Raw genomic sequence first — 22,692 nt, 5'->3', positions numbered from 1 at the left:
CCGGGGGGATGCCGGCGTGCGACATCCCCTCGAGCCGGTCAGTCGAGCGTGCTCATCGGACGGCTCAGACGCCGATGTTCTTGCCGTCCTTGCGCCAGACCGAGACGACGGCCGGGCGGACGATCTTGCCGGGGCCGTCGGGCCACACCGACTGCGGCTTCTCGACGGACGCGCCGTCGATCTCGCCCGGGTGCTGGACGGACACCAGGACGCGCTTGTCCTGGATGAGCGGGCCGCAGGTCTCGGCGCCGCGCGGGACGGTCAGGAACTGCTTCAGCTCACCGCGGCGCTCACCGGAGGTCGCCACGCCGAACAGGCCGTCGTGCGAGCCGAGCTGGTTGCCGTCCGTGGAGATCCACAGGTTGCCGTGCGGGTCGAAGGCCACGTTGTCCGGGCAGGAGATCGGGCTGACCTTGTCCTTCGGGAAGCCCGCGAAGTACGTCGCCGGGTCGTTCGGGTCACCGGCGACCAGGAAGAGCCGCCAGGCGAAGCCGTCGCCGGCCGGGTTGTCGAAGTTCTCGGCGAGCTCCAGGATCTGGCCGTGCTTGTTCAGGTTGCGCGGGTTGGCCTCGGTCGCGCCTTCCTTGCCCGGCTTGCCGCGGTCGGTGTTGTTGGTCAGCGCGATGTAGACGCGGCCGGTGCGCGGGGAGGGCTCGACGTCCTCGGGGCGGTCCATCTTCGTGGCGCCCACCTTGTCGGCGGCCTGGCGCGTGAAGACGTACACCTCCTCGGCGGTCATGCCCTCGACGTGCGAGACGTTGCCCGTGGCGAGCTTGATCCAGACGCCGGTGCCGTCGAACTCGCCGTCGGCGGGGAGCTTGCCGGTGCCGTCGAGCTCGGCGGCCGGGGAGTCGCCGGTGAGCTTGGCGACGTAGAGGGTGCCCTCGTCGAGCAGCGTGAGGTTGTGCTCCTTCGCCGCGCGCGAGTCGCCCTTCTTCATCTGCTTCGACGAGACGAACTTGTAGAAGTAGTCGAAGCGCTCGTCGTCGCCCATGTAGACGACCGGGCGGCCGTCCTCGGTCAGGCGGGGCTGCGCGGCCTCGTGCTTGAAGCGGCCGAGCGCGGTGCGCTTGCGCGGGACGGAGTTCACGTCGTACGGGTCCAGCTCGACGACCCAGCCGAAGCGGTGCGACTCGTTGGGCTCCTGCGCCACGTCGAAGCGCTTGTCGAACAGCTCCCACTTGCGCTCGGTGGCGCCGGCGGTCACGCCGTAGCGCTTCAGGCGGGCGGCCGCGGTCGGGTCGGTGACCTGGCCGGCGTTGCCGAAGTACTGGTTGAAGTTCTCCTCGCCGTGGAGGGTGGTGCCCCACGGGGTGGTGCCGCCGGCGCAGTTGTTGAGGGTGCCGAGCACCTTGGTGCCGGTGGCGTCGACGGAGGTCTTCAGCAGGGCGCTGCCCGCGGCCGGGCCGGTCAGCTTGAACTCGCTGGTGGCGGTCAGGCGGCGGTTGAGCTGGTGGCGGGTGACCGCGGTCAGCTTGCCGCTGCGGTGGTCCTCCTGGACGACGACCACGGACAGGCCGTGCGCGGCCCAGGCGATCTCCACCTGCTCGCGGGTCGGCTTGGCCGGGTCGTAGCCCTTGAACATGAGGATCTCGTCCGTGTACTCGTGGTTGGCCACGAGGAGCTGCTGGCGCTCGTACTTGTCGCCGAGCGGGAGGAGGCTCAGGAAGTCGTTGTTGTAGCCGAACTGACCGGCCTGCGCGGCGGCGGTCTGCTTGTCGGCGTTGAAGCCCGGGGCACCCTTGAGGATCGGCTCGCCCCAGCGGATGACCACGTTCTGCTCGTGGCCCTCGGGGACGGTGACCTGGTCGGCGGTGTTCGGCGCGACGGGCTTGAAGCGCAGACCGCGGGCGGCCTCGCCGCTCTTGCCGGCGCCGGCGGCCTCGGCCTCACCGGCGGGGGCGGCGTTGGCGGACTGGCCCGGGCCGCTGAGGGCGATGGCGGTACCGGCGGCGGTGGCGACCGTCACGACGGCGGCGGTGCGCAGCATCGCGCGGCGGGAGTACGCGCGGGCTATGACATCGCCCGCGTACTCGTTGTCGCTGGTGTTGGGCACCTCGTGGAAGCATGCGTCGCCACAGCGGTAGCGGCAGGTGAGAGCGGAACGGCCGCTCCCATGCGGGTTGCCGATGAGCGGCAGGAGCTTGCGCACGAGTGTCCTCCGAGTAGCTGCGTGGGCGCCGACAACGTGTCGGAACAATCCAGCGGTGAGGCTAGGCCCGGGTTGCGCCGAAGCGGCGGCGCGGGGATGAACGATCGGTGAACCCGGCACGTCGGGGCGGAAGTTCGGACGCGGTGTGCGCGTGGCTGGGAGCCGGACGCCACGAAAGGTGCCCCTCCCGAAGATCCAGCCGGGCGGCCGATAACCTTACGTGTCCACTCTGGGCAGGGATCATCCGCGCAGCACGGACAAATGACGCACGCACTCATGCGAAAGGCCTGGCCCATGGGTATTCGGAGCTTGTTGCGCAAGGTGTTCGGACGGTCTGCGGAACCCGTTCCGGAGACTTCGGACGCCCCCTCGGCGAACCTCCCGAGCCAGTCGGAACGCACCCCCCTGGACGTGGCGGCCGAATTGGTGGCCGCGTCCTTCGACAACCCCACCGTTCCACCGCAGTCCGCACCGCGGGACCGCGAGCCTGGCACGGTCCTGACGGCTCCGGCCCCGGACCCGTCCCCGGTCGCGGACCCCACGGTCCCGGAGGCCCGCCGCCCGGTGCCTCCGGCGGTTCAGCCGGAGGCCGCCGAGCCGGTGGCTCCGGCGGTTGAGCAGGAAGCCGCCGAGCCGGTGGCCGAGGCTCCTGCGGAGCAGGCCGAAGCCGAAGCCGCTGCCCCGGCGGCGGAGCCGGAGGTCGCGCCGGAGGCGCAGCCCGAGGCCGAGCCAGTGGCCGCGGAGGCCGTCGTAGCGACGCCGGAGGCGGAGCCCGAGGTCGAGGCTGAGGTCGAGGCCGAGGCTGAGGTCGAGGCCGGGGCTGAGGTCGAGGCTGAGGTCGAGCCCCTGGCCGCGGAGGCAGAGGCCGCCGCGCCGGAGGCTGAGGTCGAGGCCGAGCCCCTGGCCGCCGAAGCCGAGCCCGAGGTCGCCCCCGAGCCTGTGGCCGAAGCCGAGCCCGAGGTCGCCCCCGAGCCCGAGGTTGAGGTCGAGGCCGCCCCCGAGCCGGAGGTCGAGGTCGAGCCGCTGGCCGCCGAGGCCGAGGTCGACGTGCCCGAGGTCGAGGCCGAGACCGAGGCCGTCGGCGGGCCCGCGCACGCCGCGGCCGCGGTGCGCAAGCGGGCTCCCGGGGTCGCCGGGGCCTACAAGGCCGCCGGGCAGGTGCTCCGGGGCAAGGACAAGGCCGGGGCGCGCGCCAAGGTGTACCTCGTCCTGGACCGCTCCGGATCCATGCGCGGGTTCTACAAGGACGGCAGCGCCCAGTACCTCGCCGACCACGCGCTCGCCCTCGCCGCGCACCTCGACGACGAGGCCACGGTCCACACCGTGTTCTTCTCCACGGAGCTGGACGGCACCGCCGACCTGGCCCTCGACGGCCACGACGAGGCCTGGGTCGAGACCCGCCACGCCGAGCTCGGCCGGATGGGCCGCACCAGCTACCACGTCGCCGTCGAGGCCGTCCTCGAGCGCTACCAGAAGGACGGCGGCGAGGGCCCGGCCCTCGTCGTCTTCCAGACCGACGGCGCCCCGGACAACCGGCAGCCCGCCAAGGCCGCCCTGGCCGAGGCGGCCACCACCGCCCCCGGCATCCACTGGCAGTTCGTCGCGTTCGGCGACCACGACGCCAAGGCCTTCGACTTCCTGCGCAAGCTGGACGCCGAGAACGCCGGCTTCTTCCACGCCGGCCCCGCCCCGCGCGAACTGACCTCCGCCGCCCTCCTCAAGGGCATCCTCGAGCGGTTCTAGCGAGCACCAGCTCGTACGGAAAACGGCCGAAGGGCCCGGGATCATCGATCCCGGGCCCTTCGGCACATCCGGTCCTAGGACCGGTCCAACTACCGTGCGGCGTCCGGGTGGACGGCCTCGGTGACCGGCTTGGCGTCGGCCGCCTTCGTCTCCACCGGCTTGCGCAGCGCGATGTTCAGCTCGCGAAGACGGGACTCCTCCAGCACGGTCGGCGCACCCATCATCAGGTCCTGCGCGTTGCCGTTCAGCGGGAAGGCGATGGTCTCGCGGATGTTCGGCTCGTCGGCCAGCAGCATCACGATGCGGTCCACGCCCGGGGCGATGCCGCCGTGCGGCGGGGCGCCGAGACGGAAGGCGCGCAGCATGCCGGCGAACTCGCGCTCGACGGTCTCGGCCTCGTAGCCCGCGATCTCGAAGGCCTTCAGCATGACCTCGGGCTCGTGGTTGCGGATGGCGCCGGAGGACAGCTCGATGCCGTTGCAGACGATGTCGTACTGCCAGGCGAGGATGTCGAGCGGGTCCTTCTCCTCCAGGTCCTTCATGCCGCCCTGCGGCATGGAGAAGGGGTTGTGGGAGAAGTCGATCTTGCCGGTCTCCTCGTCCTTCTCGTACATCGGGAAGTCGACGATCCAGCAGAACCGGAAGACGTTCTCCTCGAACTGGCCCGCACGCTTGGCGGCCTCGACGCGAACGCCGGACATGATCTTGGAGACCTCGTCGAAGTCGCCCGCGCCGAAGAACACGGCGTGGCCGGGGACCAGGCCCAGGCGCTCGGTGAGGACCTTGACGTTCTCCTCGGTGAGGAACTTGGCGATCGGGCCGGTCAGGGCACCGTCCTCGCCGACGCGGACCCAGGCCAGGCCCTTGGCGCCCAGCGAGATCGCGTACTCGCCAAGGCCGTCGAAGAACTTGCGCGGCTGCGCGGCGGTGTCCGGGACGGCCAGCGCGCGCACGTGCTTGCCGGCGAACGCCTTGAACTCCGAGCCCTCGAACACGTCGGTGATGTCGACGAGCTCCAGCTTGGCGCGCAGGTCGGGCTTGTCGTTGCCGTACTTCAGCATCGACTCGCGGAACGGGATCCGCGGGAAGGGGGAGGTGACCTCGCGGCCCTTGCCGAACTCCGTGAAGATCTCGGTCATCAGGCGCTCGATCGGCTGGAAGACGTCCTCCTGCTCGACGAAGGACATCTCCACGTCGAGCTGGTAGAACTCGCCCGGCGAGCGGTCGGCGCGGGCGTCCTCGTCGCGGAAGCAGGGCGCGATCTGGAAGTACCGGTCGAAGCCGGAGATCATCAGCAGCTGCTTGAACTGCTGCGGGGCCTGCGGCAGGGCGTAGAACTTGCCCGGGTTCAGGCGGGACGGGACGACGAAGTCACGGGCGCCCTCGGGGGAGGTCGCGGTGAGGATCGGGGTCGCCATCTCGTTGAAGCCGAGGGCCACCATCTTGGAGCGGATGGAGGCGATCACGGCCGAGCGCAGCATGATGTTGCGGTGCATGCGCTCGCGGCGCAGGTCGAGGAAGCGGTACTCCAGGCGCCGCTCCTCGTTCACACCGTCGTCGGTGTTGATGGTGAAGGGCAGCGGGGCGGCCCCGCCGAGCACCTCGACGTCGGAGACCTCGATCTCGATCTCGCCGGTGGGCAGCTCGGGGTTGACGTTGTCCGCGCCACGCGAGACGACCTTGCCGTCGATGCGGACGACCGTCTCCTTGGTGACGCTGCTCAGCGCCTCGTTCGCGGCGGTGCCGGGACGGGCCACGAGCTGCGTGATGCCGTAGTGGTCACGCAGATCGATGAAGAGGATGCCGCCCAGGTCTCGACGGTTGTGCAGCCAGCCGCTCAGCCGGACGTCGGCGTTGACGTCAGAGGCGCGGAGCTCGCCGCAGGTGTGGGACCTGTACCGATGCATCAGTCATCCAGTTCTTCGCGATACCAGGGTGGATTCAACCCTCACAAGGTTACCGTCCGGGCGGGGGGCGGGTCGGGCACGCCCGCCGGGCCTGCCCGAACGCACCCGGTGCACCGGGTGAACAGGCACGTAAGACCGATGACCTGTAAAGATGACCGAGTGCGCACCGAGGATGTCCTGGCCGCCATCGCGACGGGTCTGTGGCGATGGGACAACGCCTCCGGGACGGTCACCCTCGACAGCGAGGCCGCCCGGCTCCTCGGGCTGCCCGCCGACCCGGTGGTGCTGCCGGAGGTCGCCGTACGGTCGCGGTTCCACCCGGTGGACTGGAACGAGATCAACGGCATCGTGACCCTGGCCGTCGCCGAGGGCACGCTCGCCGAGGCCCGGCTGCGGATCATGGACGAGGACGGCCGGGTCCTGCGGACCGTGCGCAGCCGCTCCAAACCGGTGGAGAACCGCGGCACCGACGGCCGCGTCGACTACGAGCTGATCGGCACCATCCAGGAGATCGCCGAGCCGCAGCCCGGCACCACCGCCGTGCACACCCCGATCACCGGCGACTGGCGGCGTTCCCGCGAGGCCTTCCTGCTGGACGCGGGGCGGGCGCTGGCCGAGGCCCGCTCCACCGCGGAGGTGCTGCGGGTCGCGGCCTCCCTGTCCATGCCCGGTTTCAGCCCCGACGGACTGGCGGTCTTCGGCGTGGCCGGCGACCGGTTGTCGATCATCGGGCACCACGGGCACGACGTCGGGGACGAGGCCCCCTTCGCGGACATGCGGCTGGATACGGACTACCCGGCCGCGGAGGTGGTCCGTACCGGCAGGGCGATCTACCTGCCCAGCCCGGAGGACTACAAGCGGCGCTTCCCGGCCACCTGGCCGCTCGCCCACCGCTTCGGCCGGGTGTCCTGGGCCTTCCTGCCCCTGATCGTGGCCGGCCGCACCATGGGCGCCTGGATGGCCGCCTTCAAGCACCCGGTGTCCTTCTCCCCCGACGAACGCTCCGTCCTGACCACCGTGGCCCGGATGCTCGCGCAGGCCCTCCAGCGTGCCGGGGTGGCCGAATCCGAGCGGGAACTCACCACCGGCCTCCAGCGGTCGATGATGCCGCAGCTCGGCCCCGAGATCCCCGGCATGCGGATCGCCGCCCGGTACGTGCCGACCGGCGGCGGGCTCCAGGTCGGCGGGGACTGGTACGACATGATCCCGCTGCCCTCGGGACGGTTCGCGCTGGTCATCGGCGATGTCCAGGGCCACGACGTGCGCGCGGCCGGGCTGATGGGCCAGCTGCGGATCGCGGTGCGGGCGTACGCCTCGGAGGGCCACCGTCCGGACGCGGTGCTCTCCCGGGCTTCGCGCTTCCTCGACGGGATCTGCTCTTCGCAGGAGTCCGACTCGGACGAGGACCCGGACTTCCAGAGCCCCCGGTTCGCGACCTGCCTGTACGTGGAGTGCGACCCGCGGACCGGCATGCTGGAGGTGGCCCGCGCCGGCCACCCCGAGCCCGCGATCCGGATGCCCGACGGCACCGTCCTGATGCGCCCCACCGCGGGCGGACTCCCCCTCGGCATCGTTCCCGACACCGACTACCCCACCAGCCGGTTCACCCTGGAACCCGGCGAGACGATGATGCTGTGCACCGACGGGCTGATCGAGACCGGCGGGCACGACCTGGACACCGGATGGGCGCGGCTGCGCGCGATCCTGGAGTCCGAAACGCACGGGTCGGAGTCGCTGGAGAAGCTCGCCGACCTGCTCGTCCAGGCCGTTCACGGGCCGTCCTCGCACCACACCACCGGCCCGCTGGCCGACCGCCGCGAGGACGACATAGCCGTGGTGCTGCTGTGCCGCGAGGGCGAGGGCTGCGGCTGCGGCGCCCCGCCGCTGCACCCGGTCCGCCCGGCCCGCCGCACGATGCTGACCGTGGCCCAGGCCGAACCGGAACGGATCGCGGGCGCCCGGCAGCAGATCCGGGAACTGCTGCACGACTGGGCCGACGCCGAGCAGGTGGACTCGGCGGTGCTCGTGGTCTCCGAGATGGTGACGAACGTACTCACGCACACCGACGGCGACGCGCTGCTGGTCGCGGAAGCCGTGGGCGAGCTGGGCGAGCGCCGGCTGCGCATCGAGGTCGCGGACGGGAGCGACGAGCTCCCGCACAAGCGGCACCCGGGCGAGATGGCCTCCAGCGGCCGCGGGGTACTGCTGATGGAGATGCTGGCCGACACCTGGGGCGTGGACCCGCGCGGTGAGGGCAAGTCCATCTGGTTCGAGCTCTACGAGCGGTCGAAGCCCGGAACCGATACCGACCTGCTGCTCTGACCCCCGGCCGGCGGACGGCAGCCGTGCTTGGATACAGCCGTGCCGACTCCGAGTCCGACTCCCGCTCCCCTGCTGCCCGAGCCCGTGCGGCGCCTCGTCGCCTGGTGCGCCGTCGTGCTCGTCGTGACCGCCGTGCTCGCCGTCGTCGTATGGCTGTGCACCGTCTTCCGGGCGGTCGTCACGCCGGTACTGCTCGCCGTGCTCGGCACGGCCCTGCTCGGGCCGATGCACCGGCGGCTGGTCCGCATGAAGGTCAACCGCTCGCTCGCCGCGGCCCTCACCTGCCTCGCCGTGGTGGCCGTCGTCGGCGGGGCCTCGTACGTCGTCGTCCTCGCGCTCATCGAGACCGGCAACGAGATCGTCGACGCGCTCCGGCGGGCCGGCGCGAGCGTCGCGGAGCACTTCGGAGCGCTCGGCACCTCGCTCGAGGACGTCGCGAAGAACTCCAGGGACCTGCTGGAAAAGTTCGGCGGCACGGCCGCCTCGGGCGTGGTCGCCGGGCTCAGCGTGGTGGGGACGATGATCGCGATGGCCCTGCTGGCGCTGGTGCTGATCTTCTTCTTCCTCCGCGACTCCCACCGGGCCGTGGGGACGCTGCGCTCGCTGGTCCCGAGCCGCTCGGGCGACCTGATGGAGGCGATGGGGCGGCGCGCCTTCGAGGCCGTCGAGGGCTTCATGCGCGGGACCACCTTCGTGGCCCTGGTCGACGCCGTGCTGATCGGCGTGGGTCTGCTGGTGCTCGACGTGCCGGGCGCGGTGGGCCTGGCCTCCCTGGTGTTCGTGACCGCCTACATCCCCTACCTCGGCGCGTTCCTCTCGGGCGCCGTGGCGGTCCTCGTCGCCCTCGCCGACCGGGGCTGGATCATCGGCCTGTGGGTGCTCGGGCTCGTGCTGGTGGTCCAGATGATCGAGGGGTACGTGCTCCAGCCCATGGTGCAGAGCCGGACGGTGCAGATGCACCCGGCCATGGTCATGGTGGCCATCACGGCGGGGGCGAGCGTCGCCGGGATCCTGGGGATGCTGCTCGCGGTCCCGCTGACCGCGGCCGCCTTCGGGATCATCTCGGAACTGCGGGCCCGGTACTCGGAAGCCGACGGCGCCGACGGACCCGGGGGCACCGAGGAGACCGAGGGTGTGGAGCGCGCCGGGTAGCGAATATTTCCGGCCAACCCCGAAGCGGTCCCCGATCATCCGTTCGCGGAGAATCGGGGACCGTCGCATTTCCGGCGGGCGCTCTCCTGCGACTACGGGGAAATGGATCACCACGCCTGTGAACGTCCGTGCAAGCGGGGGAAGAAGAATTCCGGCCTCTCTCGGACCGGATCCCCGATATCCCCTGGCACGAGATAAATGTTCGTGCCATCGTCTCTCTCCGGACCGGGGGGATCCGAACGCTGGAATTCCTCTCGGGCTGCACATGGACGTGTCCGATCATCAAAGAGGAGACAGCGTGCGCAAGGCAGCAAAGCTCAGCGCGGTGGCGCTTTCCACCGTTGCGATCGTCATGGGGTCGGTCACCGCCGCCCACGCCGGCGACTACACCGAGGACGGGGTGCGGATCCGCGCCAACTCCACGACCTCGTCGGCGGTCAACGGCCTCGGCTACCGGAGCCACACCATCACGCCCATCTGCTACAAGTCGGGCACCGTCATCAACGGCAACAGGTGGTGGGACAAGCACCGCAACAACAACACCAACGTCACCGGGTACACCTCGATGACCCTGCTCACCAAGTGGGCCAAGAACCCCTGCTGATCAGGCGCCCGCGCGTACCCGGGGCCGGGACCGCTGGAATCGGTCCCGGCCCCGGGCGCGCCGGGCAGTGTACGGCCCCCGTCCCACCACGGAAAGGCTGATCGTGCTCCACGCGCGCCAACGGCTGCCCCTGCTGATCGCCGTCGCGGCCGCGGCGCTCAGCGCCTGCACCGCCGGCCCGGCGGGCCCGGAACAGGGCGGATCGGCCGGGCCCTCGGCCGAACCGCAGGTGACCGTCACCCCGCAGCCGGACCCCGCGAACGCCGCGCTCCCCCTCGACGCCTACTCCTTCGACAAGGCGCAGCAGAAGGTGATGGAGCAGGCGCAGGACATCCTCACGGAATCCTGTATGCGTCGCGTCGGATTCGCTTCGTTCAAGAATTCAAGTACTTACGCCAACACCACTTCCAAGCCGACCACCAGCGGAATCGGCCTGGTGGACGCGGAATCCGCGAAGAAATCCGGTTACCGGTCCGGCACATTACCGGAACGCGGATCGGAGGCCGGCACAAAACGCGACCCGAACGAGACGGCCGCCCTCTTCGGACCGCAGGACGGGGCGCCGGCGCACCCCGGGGCCCCCGAAGGCGGCTGCTCGGGCGAGGCCACCCGCAAGCTCTATCCGAAGAGCAGCGAGAGCGGCACCAAACTGCTCGACGAACTCGTCCAGCAGGCCGGCGACCGGGCCCGGGGAGACAGCCGGATCACCGCGGGCATCACCCAGTGGAGCAGCTGCATGCGCGAGGCGGGCTTCCAGGTGAGCACCCCCTGGGAGCTCCAGCAGATGGAGGGCACCCGGTGGACCGGGCCGGTCACCTCCGAGGAGGTCACCGCCGCCACCACTGACGTGTCCTGCAAGCAGCGGACCAAGCTCACCGACACCTGGACGGCCGTCCTCACGGCCTACCAGAACGGCCTGGTCGAACGCCACAAGGAGGGCCTGGACCAGGAGAAGAAGCGCCTGGGCGAGCAGGTCAGGTTCGCCCAGAAGGTCCTCCAGGACGGTTCCGCGTGAGGGCCCCGGCGGCCGTTCTGCCCGCGTCGCTGGTGGTCCTGGTACTGGCCCTGGTCACCGGGTGCACCGCGGCCGCCTCCGGCACCCCCGGGGCGGACGACTCGCCCCGTTCCTCGGCCGGGCCCCCGAGCGAGGACGTGACGCGGGCGTACGACACGTACTGGACCACCTGGCTCGCGGCGAACCGGACACCCGATCCACAGGATCCGGGCCTGGAACAGGTGGCCACCGGAAGCCAGTTGCGGGAGCTGCGCGACAACCTCGCCCAGTCGAAGGAGGCGGGGCAGGTTCTGCTCGGCGAGGTCGGCCACCGCGTCACCGGCATGGAGACCACCGGTGAGCACACCCGGATGCTGATCGACTGCGTCGATCTGGACCGCTGGCTGATCCACGACTCCGCGACCGGCCGGCCGGTCGACCAGCTGGAGGACAAGCCCTCCCAGCAGGGCGCCTTCACCATGATCCGCGAACGCGAGGGCGCCCCCTGGAAGGTCGGCTCCGTCGACGTAATCGGCGAGAACTGTTGAAACGAGAAGTGGGTTTCACGTGAAACATGAAGAACCCGACTCTCCCGGAGAGGCGGGCACGGCCGGTGCGGCCGACGCCGCCGGAGAGGCGGGCGCGCCGCCCTCGCTCGGCAGCCGCCGCCGCATCCTGATCTGGGTCGTCGCCGGCGCGGTCGTGCTCACCGGGGCCGGGGTCGTCGTCGCCACCACCATCCGCTCCCCCTCGCAGGTCGCCGCCGACGCCGCGCCGCCGCCCGCCTCCGTGCTCGCCGACCGGGTGGAACGGCGGGTGCTCACCTCGTCGGTGGTCGTACGCGGCACCGTGACCGCCGAGCAGACCCTGGCCGTCACGCCCGGCGCGGGCGCGGGGGCCGCGGCGGGTGCGAAGCCCGTGGTCACCCGGGTCAACAAGCAGCCCGGTACGGCCGTGCAGGCCGGCGAGGTACTCCTGGAGGTCTCGGGGCGGCCCGTGTTCGCGCTGGCCGGCGCGCTGCCCGTGTACCGGGACCTGAAGCCCGGCGCCACCGGCAAGGACGTGGGCCAGCTCCAGCAGGGACTCAAGGCGCTGGGGCACCCCACCGGCGCGGACCCGGCCGGCACCTACGGCTCCGGGACGAAGGCGGCGGTCACCGCCTTCTACACCGCGCTCGGATACACCCCGCGGTCCGCCGATCCAGGCGACGCGGAGAACGTACGGGCGGCCGAGGACGCGGCGGACGCGGCCGAGCGGCAGGTCACCACGACGAAGAACGCCCTGAAGAAGGCCAAGGAAGGCGGCGGCGACGCCTCGGAGGCCCAGCTGCAGCTCACCTTCGCCCAGCAGGACCTGGCCAAGGCCAAGTCCCGGCTGGACACGGCCCGGGCGGCGGCCGGCCCCATGGTCCCGGCCGACGAGCTGCTCTTCGTCAAGGGCTTCCCCGCGCGGGTGGACGCGGTGAAGGCATCGGTCGGCGAACCCGTCGCGGAGTCCCTGCTGAGCGTCTCGGCGGGCGCCCCGGTCATCCGGGCCTCTCTCCCGGCCCACCAGAAGGACCTCGTGAAACCGGGGATGAAGGTCCAGCTGCTGTCCGAGGCCACCGGCCTGAGCGCCACCGCCACGGTCGAATCGGTGGCCGCCGACCCCACCCCGGCGGCGGCCGGTACCGCCCCGACGGGCGGCGGCTCCGGCCAGGCCGCCCCCGACGCCCCGCAGAATCCCGGCGGGTACGCCCTGACGGTCAAACCCGACCAGGCCCTCGACGCCCAGCTCACCGGGCAGGGCGTACGGCTCACCGTGACCGCGGCCTCCTCGGGGGAGCCGGTGCTGATCGTGCCGCTGTCCGCCATCTCGGCGGGCGCGGACGGCCGGACCACCGTCACGGTGCTCGGCAAGGACCCGCAGGCCCAGGGGGACCGGCGCCGGGTCGAGGTCCGGGCCGGGATGTCCGCCGACGGGATGGTCCAGGTCGATCCGGTCGGCGGGGGCGCGCTGGCCGACGGTGACCGGGTGCTGGTCGCCCAGGCGAAGCCATGACCGGTGCCGGCCTCCCCCCGGTCGTCCGCTTCGAGGGCGTCGGGCTCACCTACCCCGGACCGCCGCCCGTCCACGCGCTGCGGCCCTGCGAACTGACCGTGGAGCGCGGCGAGTACGTCACGGTCGTCGGCCCCTCCGGCTCCGGGAAGTCGACCTTCCTGAACGTCGCCGGGCTCATCGACGCCCCGACCGGCGGCCGGTACCTGCTCGACGGCATCGACACCGGCGCCCTGCGCGACCGCGACCGGACCGCCCTGCGCGGTCAGCGCATCGGCTTCGTCTTCCAGTCCTTCCACCTCCTGCCGCACCGCAGCGCCCTGGAGAACGTGCTCCTCGCCATGGTCTACAACGGCGTCCCGCGGGCGGAGCGCGCCGGCCGGGCCCGCACCGCGCTCGACCGGGTCGGCCTCGGACACCGCACCGGCCATCTGCCGACCCGGATGTCCGGTGGTGAGCGCCAGCGCGTGGCCATCGCCCGCGCCCTGGTCGCCGGGCCGTCGCTGCTGCTGTGCGACGAGCCGACGGGAAACCTGGACACCGCCACGGCCGACTCCGTACTGGCCCTGCTGGACGAACTGCACGCCGACGGGCTGACCTTGCTGGTCATCACGCACGATCCGCGGGTGGCCGAGCGGGGCCGGCGGACCGTGTCCATCCGCGACGGGATGCTGGGCGAGGTCGTCCGCCGATGACAACAGCGAGGTGGAAACGGTGAGGTGGGAACGGTGAAGTGGAAAACGGTGCGGCGGAAACGGAAGGACACCGGCGCCGCCGCCGGCATCACGCCCTCCCGCCTCTCGCCGCGCGACCTGCTCGCCGAGGCACTCGCCGGGATGCTCCAGCGCCCCGCCCGCTCCGCCCTCACGGGCCTCGGCACGGTGCTGGGCGTGGGCACCTTCGTGGCGATCCTGGGCCTCACGGCCACCGCGTCCTCGCAGATCGACAGCCGGTTCAACGCCATGACGGCCACCGAGGTCGGGGTCGAGGACACGGCCGGCCGCGGCGATCCACAGCTCGCGCAGCAGGTGCCGAACGCCTTCCCCGCGGACGCCGATGCCCGCGCGGGAGCGCTGAACGGGGTCACGGCCGCCGGGGTGTTCTGGCCGGTCCCGCTCGGCCGCAGCACAGTACGGTCGGCCCCGGTGGCCGGGGCCACGGGCGAGCGGATCCCAGTGGTCGCCGCCTCCCCCGGAATGCTGCGCGCGGCCGGGCTGACCCTCGGCTCCGGACGGGGCTTCGACGACTTCCACGACGAGCGCGCCGAACAGGTGGCGGTGGTGGGCTCGGCGATGGCCGCCCGCCTGGGCATCACCACGCTGGAAAGCCGCCCGGCGGTGTTCATCGGCGACCACCCGTTCACCGTGATCGGCATCGCCACCGGCGCCGACCGCAAGGCGGACCTGCTGCTGTCGGTGGTGGTGCCCCGGCGGACCGCCGAGAAGCTGTGGGGGCCGCCGGACAATTCCCAGCGGGCCCGGATGCTGGTGGTGACCGAGCTGGGCGCGGCCCGCCAGGTGGCCGGGGAGCTGCCGCCCGCCCTGCGCCCGGACCATCCCGACTGGCTGGGGCCCGTACCGCCGCCCGATCCGCGGTCGCTGCGGTCGGGGGTGACCACCGACCTGGACCAGCTGTTCCTGCTGCTGGCGGCGATCTGCCTGGTCATCGGCGCGGTGGGGATCGCGAACACCACGCTGGTGGCGGTGCTGGAGCGGACCGGGGAGATCGGCCTGCGCCGGGCCCTCGGTGCGCGCGGCCGGCACATCATGGTCCAGTTCCTGGCCGAGTCCGCGGCCCAGGGCGCGGTGGGCGGCCTGGTCGGCACCTCGCTCGGCACGCTCACCGTGGTCGCGGTGTCGGCCCTGCGCGACTGGACCCCGGTGATGTCGCCGGCCACCGTCGCCGTGGCGCCGCTGATCGGACTGGTCACCGGGGTCCTGGCCGGGCTCTACCCGGCGTGGCGGGCCTCGCGTACCGAACCGGCCGAGGCCCTGCGCCGCTAGGAGGGGTCTCCTAGGAGTGCTGGTCCGCCGACTTGGTCCGCTCCCGGGCGGTGGTCGGGATGGTGCCCAGCCGCCCCGCCTGGAAGTCGTCGAAGGCCTGCTGGAGCTCGTGCTTGCTGTTCATGACGAACGGCCCGTAGTGCGCCATCGGCTCGCGGATCGGACGTCCGCCGAGGAGCACGATCTCCAGATCCGGAGCGTTGGAGTCCTGGGACTCGTCCGCCCGCACCGTGAGCGAGCCGCCCTCGCCGAAGACCGCCGTCTGCCCGGTGTGGACCGGCCGGCGGTCCTCGCCGACCGAGCCGCGCCCGGCCAGTACGTACGCCAGGGCGTTGAAGTCCTCGCGCCACGGCAGGGTGATCTGCGCGCCCGGGGTGACGGTCGCGTGGATCATCGTGATGGGGGTGTGGGTGATGCCCGGACCGTCGTGACCGTCCAGCTCGCCGGCGATCACGCGGAGCAGGGCGCCGCCGTCCGGGGTGGTCAGCAGCTGGACCTGGCCGCCGCCGATGTCCTGGTAGCGCGGGGGCATCATCTTGTCGGAGGCCGGCAGGTTGACCCACAGCTGGAGGCCGTGGAAGAGGCCGCCGCTGACCACGAGGGACTCCGGCGGGGCCTCGATGTGCAGCAGGCCCGAACCGGCGGTCATCCACTGCGTGTCACCGCCGTTGATGACTCCGCCGCCGCCGTTGCTGTCCTGGTGGACGAAGGTTCCGTCGATCAGGTAGGTGACGGTCTCGAAGCCGCGGTGCGGGTGCCACGGGGTGCCCTTGGGCTCGCCCGGGGCGTACTCCACCTCGCCCATCTGGTCCATCATGATGAACGGGTCGAGGTACTGGTAGTTGATCCCCGCGAACGCGCGGCGCACCGGGAATCCCTCACCCTCGAACCCACCGGGAGCGGTGGTGACGGCCAGCACCTTGCGCGGGACGACCGCCTGCGGCTCGGCCACTCGCGGAAGCGTCAACGGGTTCTCAACAGTCACTGCGGGCATGGTCAGGACCTCCTTCTGCGTCGAGTTTAGTTGAAACTCGAACTTTCTGCCACACCCCACAGAACAGAGCGGCCCCCGGGGACATTCCCCCGGGGGCCGTGGACGAGAAAGCGCAGGTCAGCCGCCTGTGCGGCAAGGGCGGTCAGCCATACATGCGGCGCATCGCGAAGTCGACCATCTGCTCGACCGCCTTCGCGTCGAAGACCATCCGGTGGTCGCCCTCCATGTCGAGGACGAATCCGTACCCGGTGGGCAGCAGGTCGATCACCTCCGCACCGGTGATCACGAAGTACTTGGACTCCTTGCCGGCGTACCGGCGCAGCTCCTTGAGCGTGGTGAACATCGGGATGACCGGCTGCTGGGTGTTGTGCAGCGCCAGGAAGCCCGGGGTCTCGCCGCGCGGGCAGTAGACCTTCGAGGTGGCGAAGATCTGCTGGAAGTCCTCCGCCGACAGCGATCCGGTGGTGAAGGCCCGTACCGCGTCGGCGAGCGACGGCGGCGAGGGCTCGGGGTAGAGCGGCTGCTCGCCGTACCCGCCGCCCATCTGCTGCGGGGCGGCGTACTGCTGCCCTGCGCTCACGTTCTGGTCGTAGCCGTACATGGAGCGAAGCCTACCGACCGGCCCCGGCCCCCAGAGACGCAATCGCGCCACGCTTGACCCTGGTCACAGTTGCCCGCCAAGGGTTGCGTCTTATTACCGGTGGGTAGCATCATGAGGTTACCGATTGGTATGTACGAGGAACCTGTCTTCCCGAGCCTTAACGGAGCCGTCGCCATGGGGCACTACAAGTCGAATCTCCGCGACATCGAGTTCAACCTCTTCGAGGTGCTCGGCCGCGACAAGCTGTACGGCACCGGTCCGTTCGAGGAGATGGACACCGAGACCGCCAAGAGCGTCCTGTCCGAGCTCACCCGCCTCGCGGAGAACGAGCTGGCCGCCTCCTTCGAGGACGCCGACCGCAACCCGCCGGTCTTCGACCCGGCCACCAACACCGCGCCGGTCCCGGCCTCCTTCAAGAAGAGCTACGAAGCCTTCATGGACTCCGAGTACTGGCGTCTGGGCCTGCCCGAGGAGATCGGCGGCACCACCTCGCCCCGTTCACTCATCTGGGCGTACGCGGAGCTGCTGCTCGGCTCGAACCCGGCCATCTGGATGTACTCCTCCGGCCCGGCGTTCGCCGGCATCCTCTTCGAAGAGGGCAACGAGGCGCAGAAGAAGGTCGCCGAGATCGCCGTCGAGAAGCGCTGGGGCTCCACCATGGTCCTCACCGAGCCGGACGCCGGCTCGGACGTGGGCGCCGGCCGCACCAAGGCGATCCAGCAGGCCGACGGCTCCTGGCACATCGAGGGCGTGAAGCGCTTCATCACGTCCGGTGAGCACGACATGGAGGAGAACATCCTCCACTACGTCCTCGCCCGCCCCGAGGGCCACGGCCCGGGCACCAAGGGCCTGTCGCTCTTCCTCGTCCCGAAGTTCCACTTCGACTGGGAGACCGGCGAGCTGGGCGAGCGCAACGGCGTCTACGCCACGAACGTCGAGCACAAGATGGGCCTCAAGGCCTCCAACACGTGCGAGATGACCTTCGGCGACCAGCACCCCGCCAAGGGCTGGCTGATCGGTGACAAGCACGACGGCATCCGCCAGATGTTCATGATCATCGAGTTCGCCCGGATGATGGTCGGCACGAAGGCCATCGCCACCCTCTCCACCGGCTACCTCAACGCGCTGGAGTACGCCAAGGAGCGCGTGCAGGGTCCGGACCTGGCCAACTTCATGGACAAGACGGCGCCCAAGGTCACCATCACGCACCACCCCGACGTGCGCCGCTCGCTCATGACGCAGAAGGCGTACGCCGAGGGCATGCGCGCCCTGGTGCTGTACACCGCCTCCGTCCAGGACGCGATCCAGCTGAAGCAGGCCGCGGGCGAGGACGCCGCTGCCGAGATCGGCCTGAACGACCTGCTCCTGCCGATCGTGAAGGGCTACGGCTCGGAGAAGTCCTACGAGCAGCTCGCCCAGTCGCTGCAGACCTTCGGCGGTTCCGGCTACCTGCAGGAATACCCGATCGAGCAGTACATCCGGGACGCCAAGATCGACACCCTCTACGAGGGCACCACGGCGATCCAGGGCCAGGACTTCTTCTTCCGGAAGATCGTCCGCGACCAGGGCGCCTCCCTGAACATCCTCTCCGAGACGATCAAGAAGTTCCTGGCCGAGGCCGTCGGCGGCGAGGAGCTGGCCGGCGCCCGCGACGCGCTCGCCAAGGCCGCCGTGGACCTCGAGGCCATCGTCGGCCAGATGATCGTCGACCTCACCGCCACCGGCGAGGACGTCAAGAACATCTACAAGGTCGGCCAGAACACCACCCGCCTGCTGATGGCCTCCGGCGACGTCGTCGTCGGATACCTGCTGCTCAAGGGTGCGGCCGTGGCCGCCGAGAAGCTCGCGACCGCCTCCGCCAAGGACGTGCCGTTCTACACCGGCAAGATCGCCGCCGCGAAGTTCTTCGCGTCGCAGGTCCTGCCCGGCGTCTCGGTCGCCCGCTCGCTCGCCGAGTCCGTCGACAACTCCCTGATGGAGCTCGACGAGGCCGCCTTCTAAGCGAGCTTCGCGCCCAGCGGCCGGGTCCCCCTCCACGGGGGCCCGGCCACTCGCTTACCTGTGCGTTCTTCCGTTGTCAGTCGTTCATGGGACGCTCATACGTATGAGTCCACAGGAGCAGCACAGCAGGGGGTACTCCGTCCCGACCGGGCGGCCGTACGCCCTCAAGGAGCTGCAGGCGAGCCTGGGAAGCCTCGGCGACCACCTCCGGGAGCTGTACGACGGCGCGCACCCCGCCGAGTACGACGGGATCGCCGACGCGCTGTACGTGGCCTTCCAGACCGCCGCCGGGCTGGCCCCCGCCAAGAGCTACACCGGCTGCCCGGAGCACCCCAACGGCGCCCTCGACCCCGAGGCCCCCGACGGCTGGGGCCGCTGCCTCATCTGCAACGACCGGCGCCGGCTCGGGCGGCGGCTGCAGGGCGGCCGGCCCGCCGGTCCCGCGCCCGCCGCGGAGCAGCGGCGCCTCGGCTACCCCGTGCCGGAGGGCCCGTACAGCCTCGAGACGCTGCGCTCGTACCTGCGCACCGTCGAGGACCAGCGCTTCCACCTCAGCCTGTCCTCGCCCGCGGAGGACTTCGTCCGGATCGCCGACGACCTCCACCGCGCCTTCATCGTCGCCCGCGAGCTGTCGCGGCCGCGCAACGCCTCCGGCTGCTCCGAGCACCCAGGGGCGCCCATCGACCCCGACGCACCCCCAGGTGAGGGCTGTATCTTCTGCGCCGGACGCAAAAGGCGCGCGCAGCGCTCCGCGCAGACCCCGGAGATGCTCCCGCGCATCCGCCGGGGCGAGCGCAGACAGCTGCACCGCCGATTCGAGCGTCCGCCGGGCTGAGAATTGACGGGACCGCAGATCACACACCTCGCGGTCCCCGACCTCTCGGCTATCAGCCGCAGTCCGGCCATGGCGAACACGACCGTCGTTAAGGTGAACCACATGAGCTCTCCCGCCCGCTTCGACCGCGGCCACACCGACGATCTGATGACCTTCCTGACGGCCAGTCCGTCGCCGTACCACGCCGTGGCCAACGCGGCCGAGCGGCTGGAAAAGGCAGGCTTCAGGCAGTTGTCGGAAACGGACGCCTGGGATGCGAGTACCGGGGGCAAGTTCGTGCTCCGCGGCGGCGCGCTCATCGCCTGGTTCGTCCCCGAGGGCGCGAGCGCCCACACTCCCTTCCGGATCATCGGCGCGCACACGGACTCCCCCAACCTGCGGGTCAAGCCCCTGCCGGACACCGGCTCCCAGGGCTGGCGGCAGATCGCCGTCGAGATCTACGGCGGGACCCTGCTCAACACCTGGCTCGACCGCGACCTGGGCCTGGCCGGGCGGCTGTCCCTGCGCGACGGCAGCGAGCGCCTGGTGAACGTGGACCGCGCGCTGCTGCGCGTGCCCCAACTGGCCGTGCACCTGGACCGGTCGGTGAACACCGACGGCCTCAAGCTCGACAAGCAGCGGCACATGCAGCCGATCTGGGGCCTGGGCGATGTGCAGGAGGGCGACCTGATCGCGTTCCTCGAGGAGGAAGAGGGCCTGGAACAGGGCTCGGTGGCCGGCTGGGACCTGATGGTCCACTCGATCGAGCCGCCCGCCTACCTCGGCCGCGACCGCGAACTGCTCGCCGGTCCCCGGATGGACAACCTGCTGTCGGTGCACGCGGGGATCGCGGCGCTGGCGGCCGCGTCCGCGGCGTCCAGCGCCGGGAAGCTGGAGCACATCCCGGTGCTGGCCGCCTTCGACCACGAGGAGAACGGCTCGCAGTCGGACACCGGCGCGGACGGACCGCTGCTGGGGAACGTGCTGGAACGTTCAGTCTTCTCGCGCGGCGGCTCGTACGAGGACCGCGCGAGAGCCTTCGCGGGAACCATCTGTCTGTCCTCCGACACCGGCCACGCCGTGCACCCCAACTACGCGGAGCGCCACGACCCTTCGCACCACCCTCGGGCCAACGGCGGTCCGATCCTGAAGGTCAACGTCAACCAGCGGTACGCGACGGACGGCAGCGGGCGCGCGGTGTTCGCGAGCGCGTGCGAGCGGGCCGGGGTGCCGTGGCAGACCTTCGTCTCCAACAACTCGATGCCGTGCGGCACGACGATCGGCCCGATCACCGCCGCCCGCCACGGCATCCAGACCGTCGACATCGGCGTTGCGATCCTGTCGATGCACAGCGCCCGCGAACTGTGCGGCGCGGACGACCCTTACCTCCTCGCCAACGCCCTGGTGGCCTTCCTGGAGGGCTGAGCCCCCAGGAAGGCCGGTCGTCAGAGGCGGGACGTCAAAGGCGGGACGTCACCCCTCGTCGTCCATCCCGGCGAGGACGAGGGGCAGGCGGGAGGCGCCGTCGGCGGTGACGCGGACGGGCACGCCCCAGTCCTGCTGGTGGACGTGGCAGGCCGGGTACTCGTTCGACGGGTCGTCGTCGCAGGACGCCGCCATCGCGGAGACGTGCAGCACGCCCTCGGTGACCTCCGGGTTCAGCGCGAGCTCCCGGAACAGGTCGGTCCCGGCGCCCTCGCCCGTCGCGAGCAGCTCGGGCGGGGTCGAGGAGACCAGCAGCCGGGTGGACGGCCCGTAGCGGGTGTCGAGCTTCTGCCCGCTCGGAGCCTGGAACACCACGTCGAGGCGGAGCGTGCCGGGCGCCACCTCGGTGGCGGCGCGCTGCGTCCGGTGGGCGACCGCGTCCACCCGTACCGCGTCCTCCGGAAGCCGCAGCCGGGTCAGCCGGTGCCGGGCGGACTCGACGACCACGATGTCCGCACCGCACAGCACGGCGTCGCTGGGCTCGCGCAGGTCGGTGGCGAGCGTCGAGACCTCGCCGGTGGCGGGGTCGTACCGGCGCAGCGCGTGGTTGTAGGTGTCGCACACCGCGACCGAGCCGTCGGGCAGCGCGGTGACCCCGAGCGGGTGCTGGAGCAGGGCCTGGCCGGCGTCCCCGTCCCGGTGCCCGAAGTCGAACAGCCCGGTGCCGACGGCGGTCGTGACGGCGTAGCCGGCATCGGTGGGGTGGACGTACCTCAGCGCGCTGGTCTCGGAGTCGGCGATCCACAGCCGGTCCCCGGCCGCCGCGAGCCCGGAGGGCTGGGCGAACCAGGCCTCGTCGGCCGGCCCGTCGTGCAGGCCCTCGTTGGTCGTGCCCGCCGCGACCTGGACGGTGCCCGCCTCCGGGTCCCAGGTCCACAGCTGGTGGACACCGGCCATGGCGATCCAGACCTTGTCCTGCCACCAGGCCACGTCCCACGGCGAGGACAGGTCCACCTCGAGCGCGGGCCCCGAGGTGGGCGAGCCCTGCCACCACTGCCGGCCGGTGCCGGCGACGGTCTCGACGGCCCCGGTGGCCGGGTCGAAGCGGCGCAGCGCGTGGTTGACGGTGTCGGCGACGACGACGCTCCCGTCGGGCAGCAGCGCCAGCCCCTGCGGCTCGCTGAAGCTCTCGGCGGTGAACCCGCGCTCGCCGCTCCCGATGCGCCGTACGACGCTCTCCGCGTCGGGGGCCAGCTCCACGAGCTGGTGCCGCGTCGAGTCCGACACCAGGAGGTTCCCGCTGGGCAGCACCAGCGCCTTCCCGGGGAACCGCAGATCGCTCGCCACCGGCTCGGGCGCCACGTACGGCCCGTCGCCGCGCCGCAGCGTCCCCTTGGCCTCGTGCTCGGCCTCCAGCTGCTCGACGAGCCGCTCGATGGCGTGCGCGTGCCCCTCACCGGCGTGCTGCGCGACGATGTACCCCTCGGGGTCGATCACCACGAGCGTGGGCCAGGCCCGCACGGCGTACTGCTTCCAGGTCGCGAGCTCCGGATCGTCCAGCACCGGGTGGTGCACCTCGTACCGCTCGACGGCATCGACGACGGCGGCGTGCTCGGCCTCGTGCACGAACTTCGGCGAGTGCACCCCGATGATCACGACGGTGTCGCGGTGCTTCTCCTCCAGCTCGCGCAGCTCGTCGAGGACGTGCAGGCAGTTGATGCAGCAGAAGGTCCAGAAATCCAGGATCACAATCCGCCCTCGCAGGTCAGCGAGGGTGTACGGCTTCCCGCCGGTGTTCAGCCAGCCTCCCTCGCCGATCAGCTCGGGGGCACGGACACGGGCACGTCGGGGCGCGGGCGCGGGGGTGTGCGCCGGGGCGGCATCGTTCATGCTTCAAGCTTGCCATCCGCGCATGAACGCCCGGTCACGCCCGTACGAAGGAG

The 22,692-nt window shown here is 71.4% G+C and carries 17 protein-coding genes; 12 read left to right on the top strand and 5 right to left on the bottom strand.

Annotation, left to right across the window (positions count from 1 at the left end):
- Positions 1-64 precede the first annotated feature (64 nt).
- Positions 65-2,152 carry a PhoX family protein gene (locus JIW86_RS21445; RefSeq protein ID WP_257555483.1) on the bottom strand — a complete coding sequence of 696 codons (2,088 nt, stop codon included), beginning with the start codon at positions 2,150-2,152 and terminating at the stop codon, positions 65-67.
- 411 nt (positions 2,153-2,563) lie between these two features.
- On the opposite strand from JIW86_RS21445, the gene JIW86_RS21440 reads away from it, so the two are divergent.
- Positions 2,564-3,895: a VWA domain-containing protein gene (locus JIW86_RS21440; RefSeq protein WP_322975540.1), complete on the top strand. Its 1,332-nt coding sequence runs from the start codon at positions 2,564-2,566 to the stop codon at positions 3,893-3,895.
- Between the two features lie 89 nt (positions 3,896-3,984).
- Here the strand turns inward: JIW86_RS21440 and aspS are convergent, their stop codons facing one another.
- On the bottom strand, positions 3,985-5,802 hold the full coding sequence (gene aspS, locus JIW86_RS21435) for an aspartate--tRNA ligase (RefSeq protein ID WP_215146110.1): 1,818 nt from the start codon (positions 5,800-5,802) through the stop codon (positions 3,985-3,987).
- Between the two features lie 159 nt (positions 5,803-5,961).
- Here aspS and JIW86_RS21430 point away from each other — a divergent pair, with 159 nt between their 5' ends.
- From JIW86_RS21430 to JIW86_RS21395, 8 genes are all read left to right on the top strand, one after another.
- Complete coding sequence (locus tag JIW86_RS21430; RefSeq protein ID WP_257555481.1) at positions 5,962-8,124, top strand: SpoIIE family protein phosphatase; 2,163 nt, start codon at positions 5,962-5,964, stop codon at positions 8,122-8,124.
- Between the two features lie 39 nt (positions 8,125-8,163).
- Complete coding sequence (locus JIW86_RS21425; protein WP_257555480.1) at positions 8,164-9,276, top strand: AI-2E family transporter; 1,113 nt, start codon at positions 8,164-8,166, stop codon at positions 9,274-9,276.
- 298 nt (positions 9,277-9,574) lie between these two features.
- Positions 9,575-9,880, top strand: a complete 306-nt coding sequence (locus tag JIW86_RS21420) for a hypothetical protein (protein WP_215146106.1) — start codon at positions 9,575-9,577, stop codon at positions 9,878-9,880.
- A gap of 103 nt (positions 9,881-9,983) precedes the next feature.
- A complete protein-coding gene (locus tag JIW86_RS21415) occupies positions 9,984-10,895 on the top strand; it encodes a hypothetical protein (RefSeq protein WP_257555478.1) in 912 nt (303 codons plus the stop codon).
- On the top strand, positions 10,892-11,422 hold the full coding sequence (locus tag JIW86_RS21410; RefSeq protein WP_257555477.1) for a hypothetical protein: 531 nt from the start codon (positions 10,892-10,894) through the stop codon (positions 11,420-11,422). The genes JIW86_RS21415 and JIW86_RS21410 overlap by 4 nt, the downstream gene beginning before the upstream one ends.
- Positions 11,423-11,441: 19 nt before the next feature.
- Positions 11,442-12,914: a peptidoglycan-binding protein gene (locus tag JIW86_RS21405; protein ID WP_257555476.1), complete on the top strand. Its 1,473-nt coding sequence runs from the start codon at positions 11,442-11,444 to the stop codon at positions 12,912-12,914.
- On the top strand, positions 12,911-13,606 hold the full coding sequence (locus JIW86_RS21400) for an ABC transporter ATP-binding protein (RefSeq protein ID WP_257555475.1): 696 nt from the start codon (positions 12,911-12,913) through the stop codon (positions 13,604-13,606). Before JIW86_RS21405 ends, JIW86_RS21400 begins: the two co-directional genes overlap by 4 nt.
- A gap of 33 nt (positions 13,607-13,639) precedes the next feature.
- Entirely contained in the window at positions 13,640-14,914 is a 1,275-nt protein-coding gene (locus JIW86_RS21395; protein WP_416237583.1) for an ABC transporter permease, read from the top strand.
- Between the two features lie 10 nt (positions 14,915-14,924).
- Here the strand turns inward: JIW86_RS21395 and JIW86_RS21390 are convergent, their stop codons facing one another.
- Both JIW86_RS21390 and JIW86_RS21385 read right to left on the bottom strand, forming a co-directional pair.
- The gene (locus tag JIW86_RS21390; RefSeq protein ID WP_215146096.1) at positions 14,925-15,908 is read right to left on the bottom strand and encodes a pirin family protein; all 984 of its coding nucleotides are present in this window, start codon (positions 15,906-15,908) and stop codon (positions 14,925-14,927) included.
- A 142-nt stretch (positions 15,909-16,050) separates the two neighbouring features.
- Positions 16,051-16,509, bottom strand: coding sequence for an SseB family protein (locus JIW86_RS21385; protein ID WP_215146094.1), 459 nt, complete (start codon positions 16,507-16,509; stop codon positions 16,051-16,053).
- Positions 16,510-16,683: 174 nt separating this feature from the next.
- Here JIW86_RS21385 and JIW86_RS21380 point away from each other — a divergent pair, with 174 nt between their 5' ends.
- From JIW86_RS21380 to JIW86_RS21370, 3 genes are all read left to right on the top strand, one after another.
- Positions 16,684-18,510 carry an acyl-CoA dehydrogenase gene (locus JIW86_RS21380; protein WP_215146149.1) on the top strand — a complete coding sequence of 609 codons (1,827 nt, stop codon included), beginning with the start codon at positions 16,684-16,686 and terminating at the stop codon, positions 18,508-18,510.
- 103 nt (positions 18,511-18,613) lie between these two features.
- Complete coding sequence (locus JIW86_RS21375; RefSeq protein ID WP_257555474.1) at positions 18,614-19,345, top strand: hypothetical protein; 732 nt, start codon at positions 18,614-18,616, stop codon at positions 19,343-19,345.
- Positions 19,346-19,447: 102 nt separating this feature from the next.
- Positions 19,448-20,749, top strand: coding sequence for a M18 family aminopeptidase (locus JIW86_RS21370; protein WP_215146090.1), 1,302 nt, complete (start codon positions 19,448-19,450; stop codon positions 20,747-20,749).
- A gap of 48 nt (positions 20,750-20,797) precedes the next feature.
- Here JIW86_RS21370 and JIW86_RS21365 read toward each other — a convergent pair whose 3' ends face one another.
- Positions 20,798-22,639, bottom strand: a complete 1,842-nt coding sequence (locus tag JIW86_RS21365; RefSeq protein WP_257555473.1) for an NHL domain-containing thioredoxin family protein — start codon at positions 22,637-22,639, stop codon at positions 20,798-20,800.
- Positions 22,640-22,692 lie beyond the last annotated feature (53 nt).

This window comes from Streptomyces sp. NBC_00162, from assembly GCF_024611995.1.
Classification (GTDB): domain Bacteria; phylum Actinomycetota; class Actinomycetes; order Streptomycetales; family Streptomycetaceae; genus Streptomyces.
The sequence above is the reverse complement of the archived record's forward strand: the minus strand, read 5'-3'. Positions and strand labels throughout refer to the sequence as shown.

What these genes read in the sequence shown, in the direction of transcription:
- aspS (WP_215146110.1), bottom strand. Translation starts at nt 5,802, where the DNA reads ATGCATCGGTACAGGTCCCACACCTGCGGCGAGCTCCGCGCCTCTGAC.
- JIW86_RS21400 (WP_257555475.1), top strand. Translation starts at nt 12,911, where the DNA reads ATGACCGGTGCCGGCCTCCCCCCGGTCGTCCGCTTCGAGGGCGTCGGG.
- JIW86_RS21390 (WP_215146096.1), bottom strand. Translation starts at nt 15,908, where the DNA reads ATGCCCGCAGTGACTGTTGAGAACCCGTTGACGCTTCCGCGAGTGGCC.
- JIW86_RS21385 (WP_215146094.1), bottom strand. Translation starts at nt 16,509, where the DNA reads ATGTACGGCTACGACCAGAACGTGAGCGCAGGGCAGCAGTACGCCGCC.
- JIW86_RS21380 (WP_215146149.1), top strand. Translation starts at nt 16,684, where the DNA reads ATGGGGCACTACAAGTCGAATCTCCGCGACATCGAGTTCAACCTCTTC.
- JIW86_RS21375 (WP_257555474.1), top strand. Translation starts at nt 18,614, where the DNA reads ATGAGTCCACAGGAGCAGCACAGCAGGGGGTACTCCGTCCCGACCGGG.
- JIW86_RS21370 (WP_215146090.1), top strand. Translation starts at nt 19,448, where the DNA reads ATGAGCTCTCCCGCCCGCTTCGACCGCGGCCACACCGACGATCTGATG.
- JIW86_RS21365 (WP_257555473.1), bottom strand. Translation starts at nt 22,639, where the DNA reads ATGAACGATGCCGCCCCGGCGCACACCCCCGCGCCCGCGCCCCGACGT.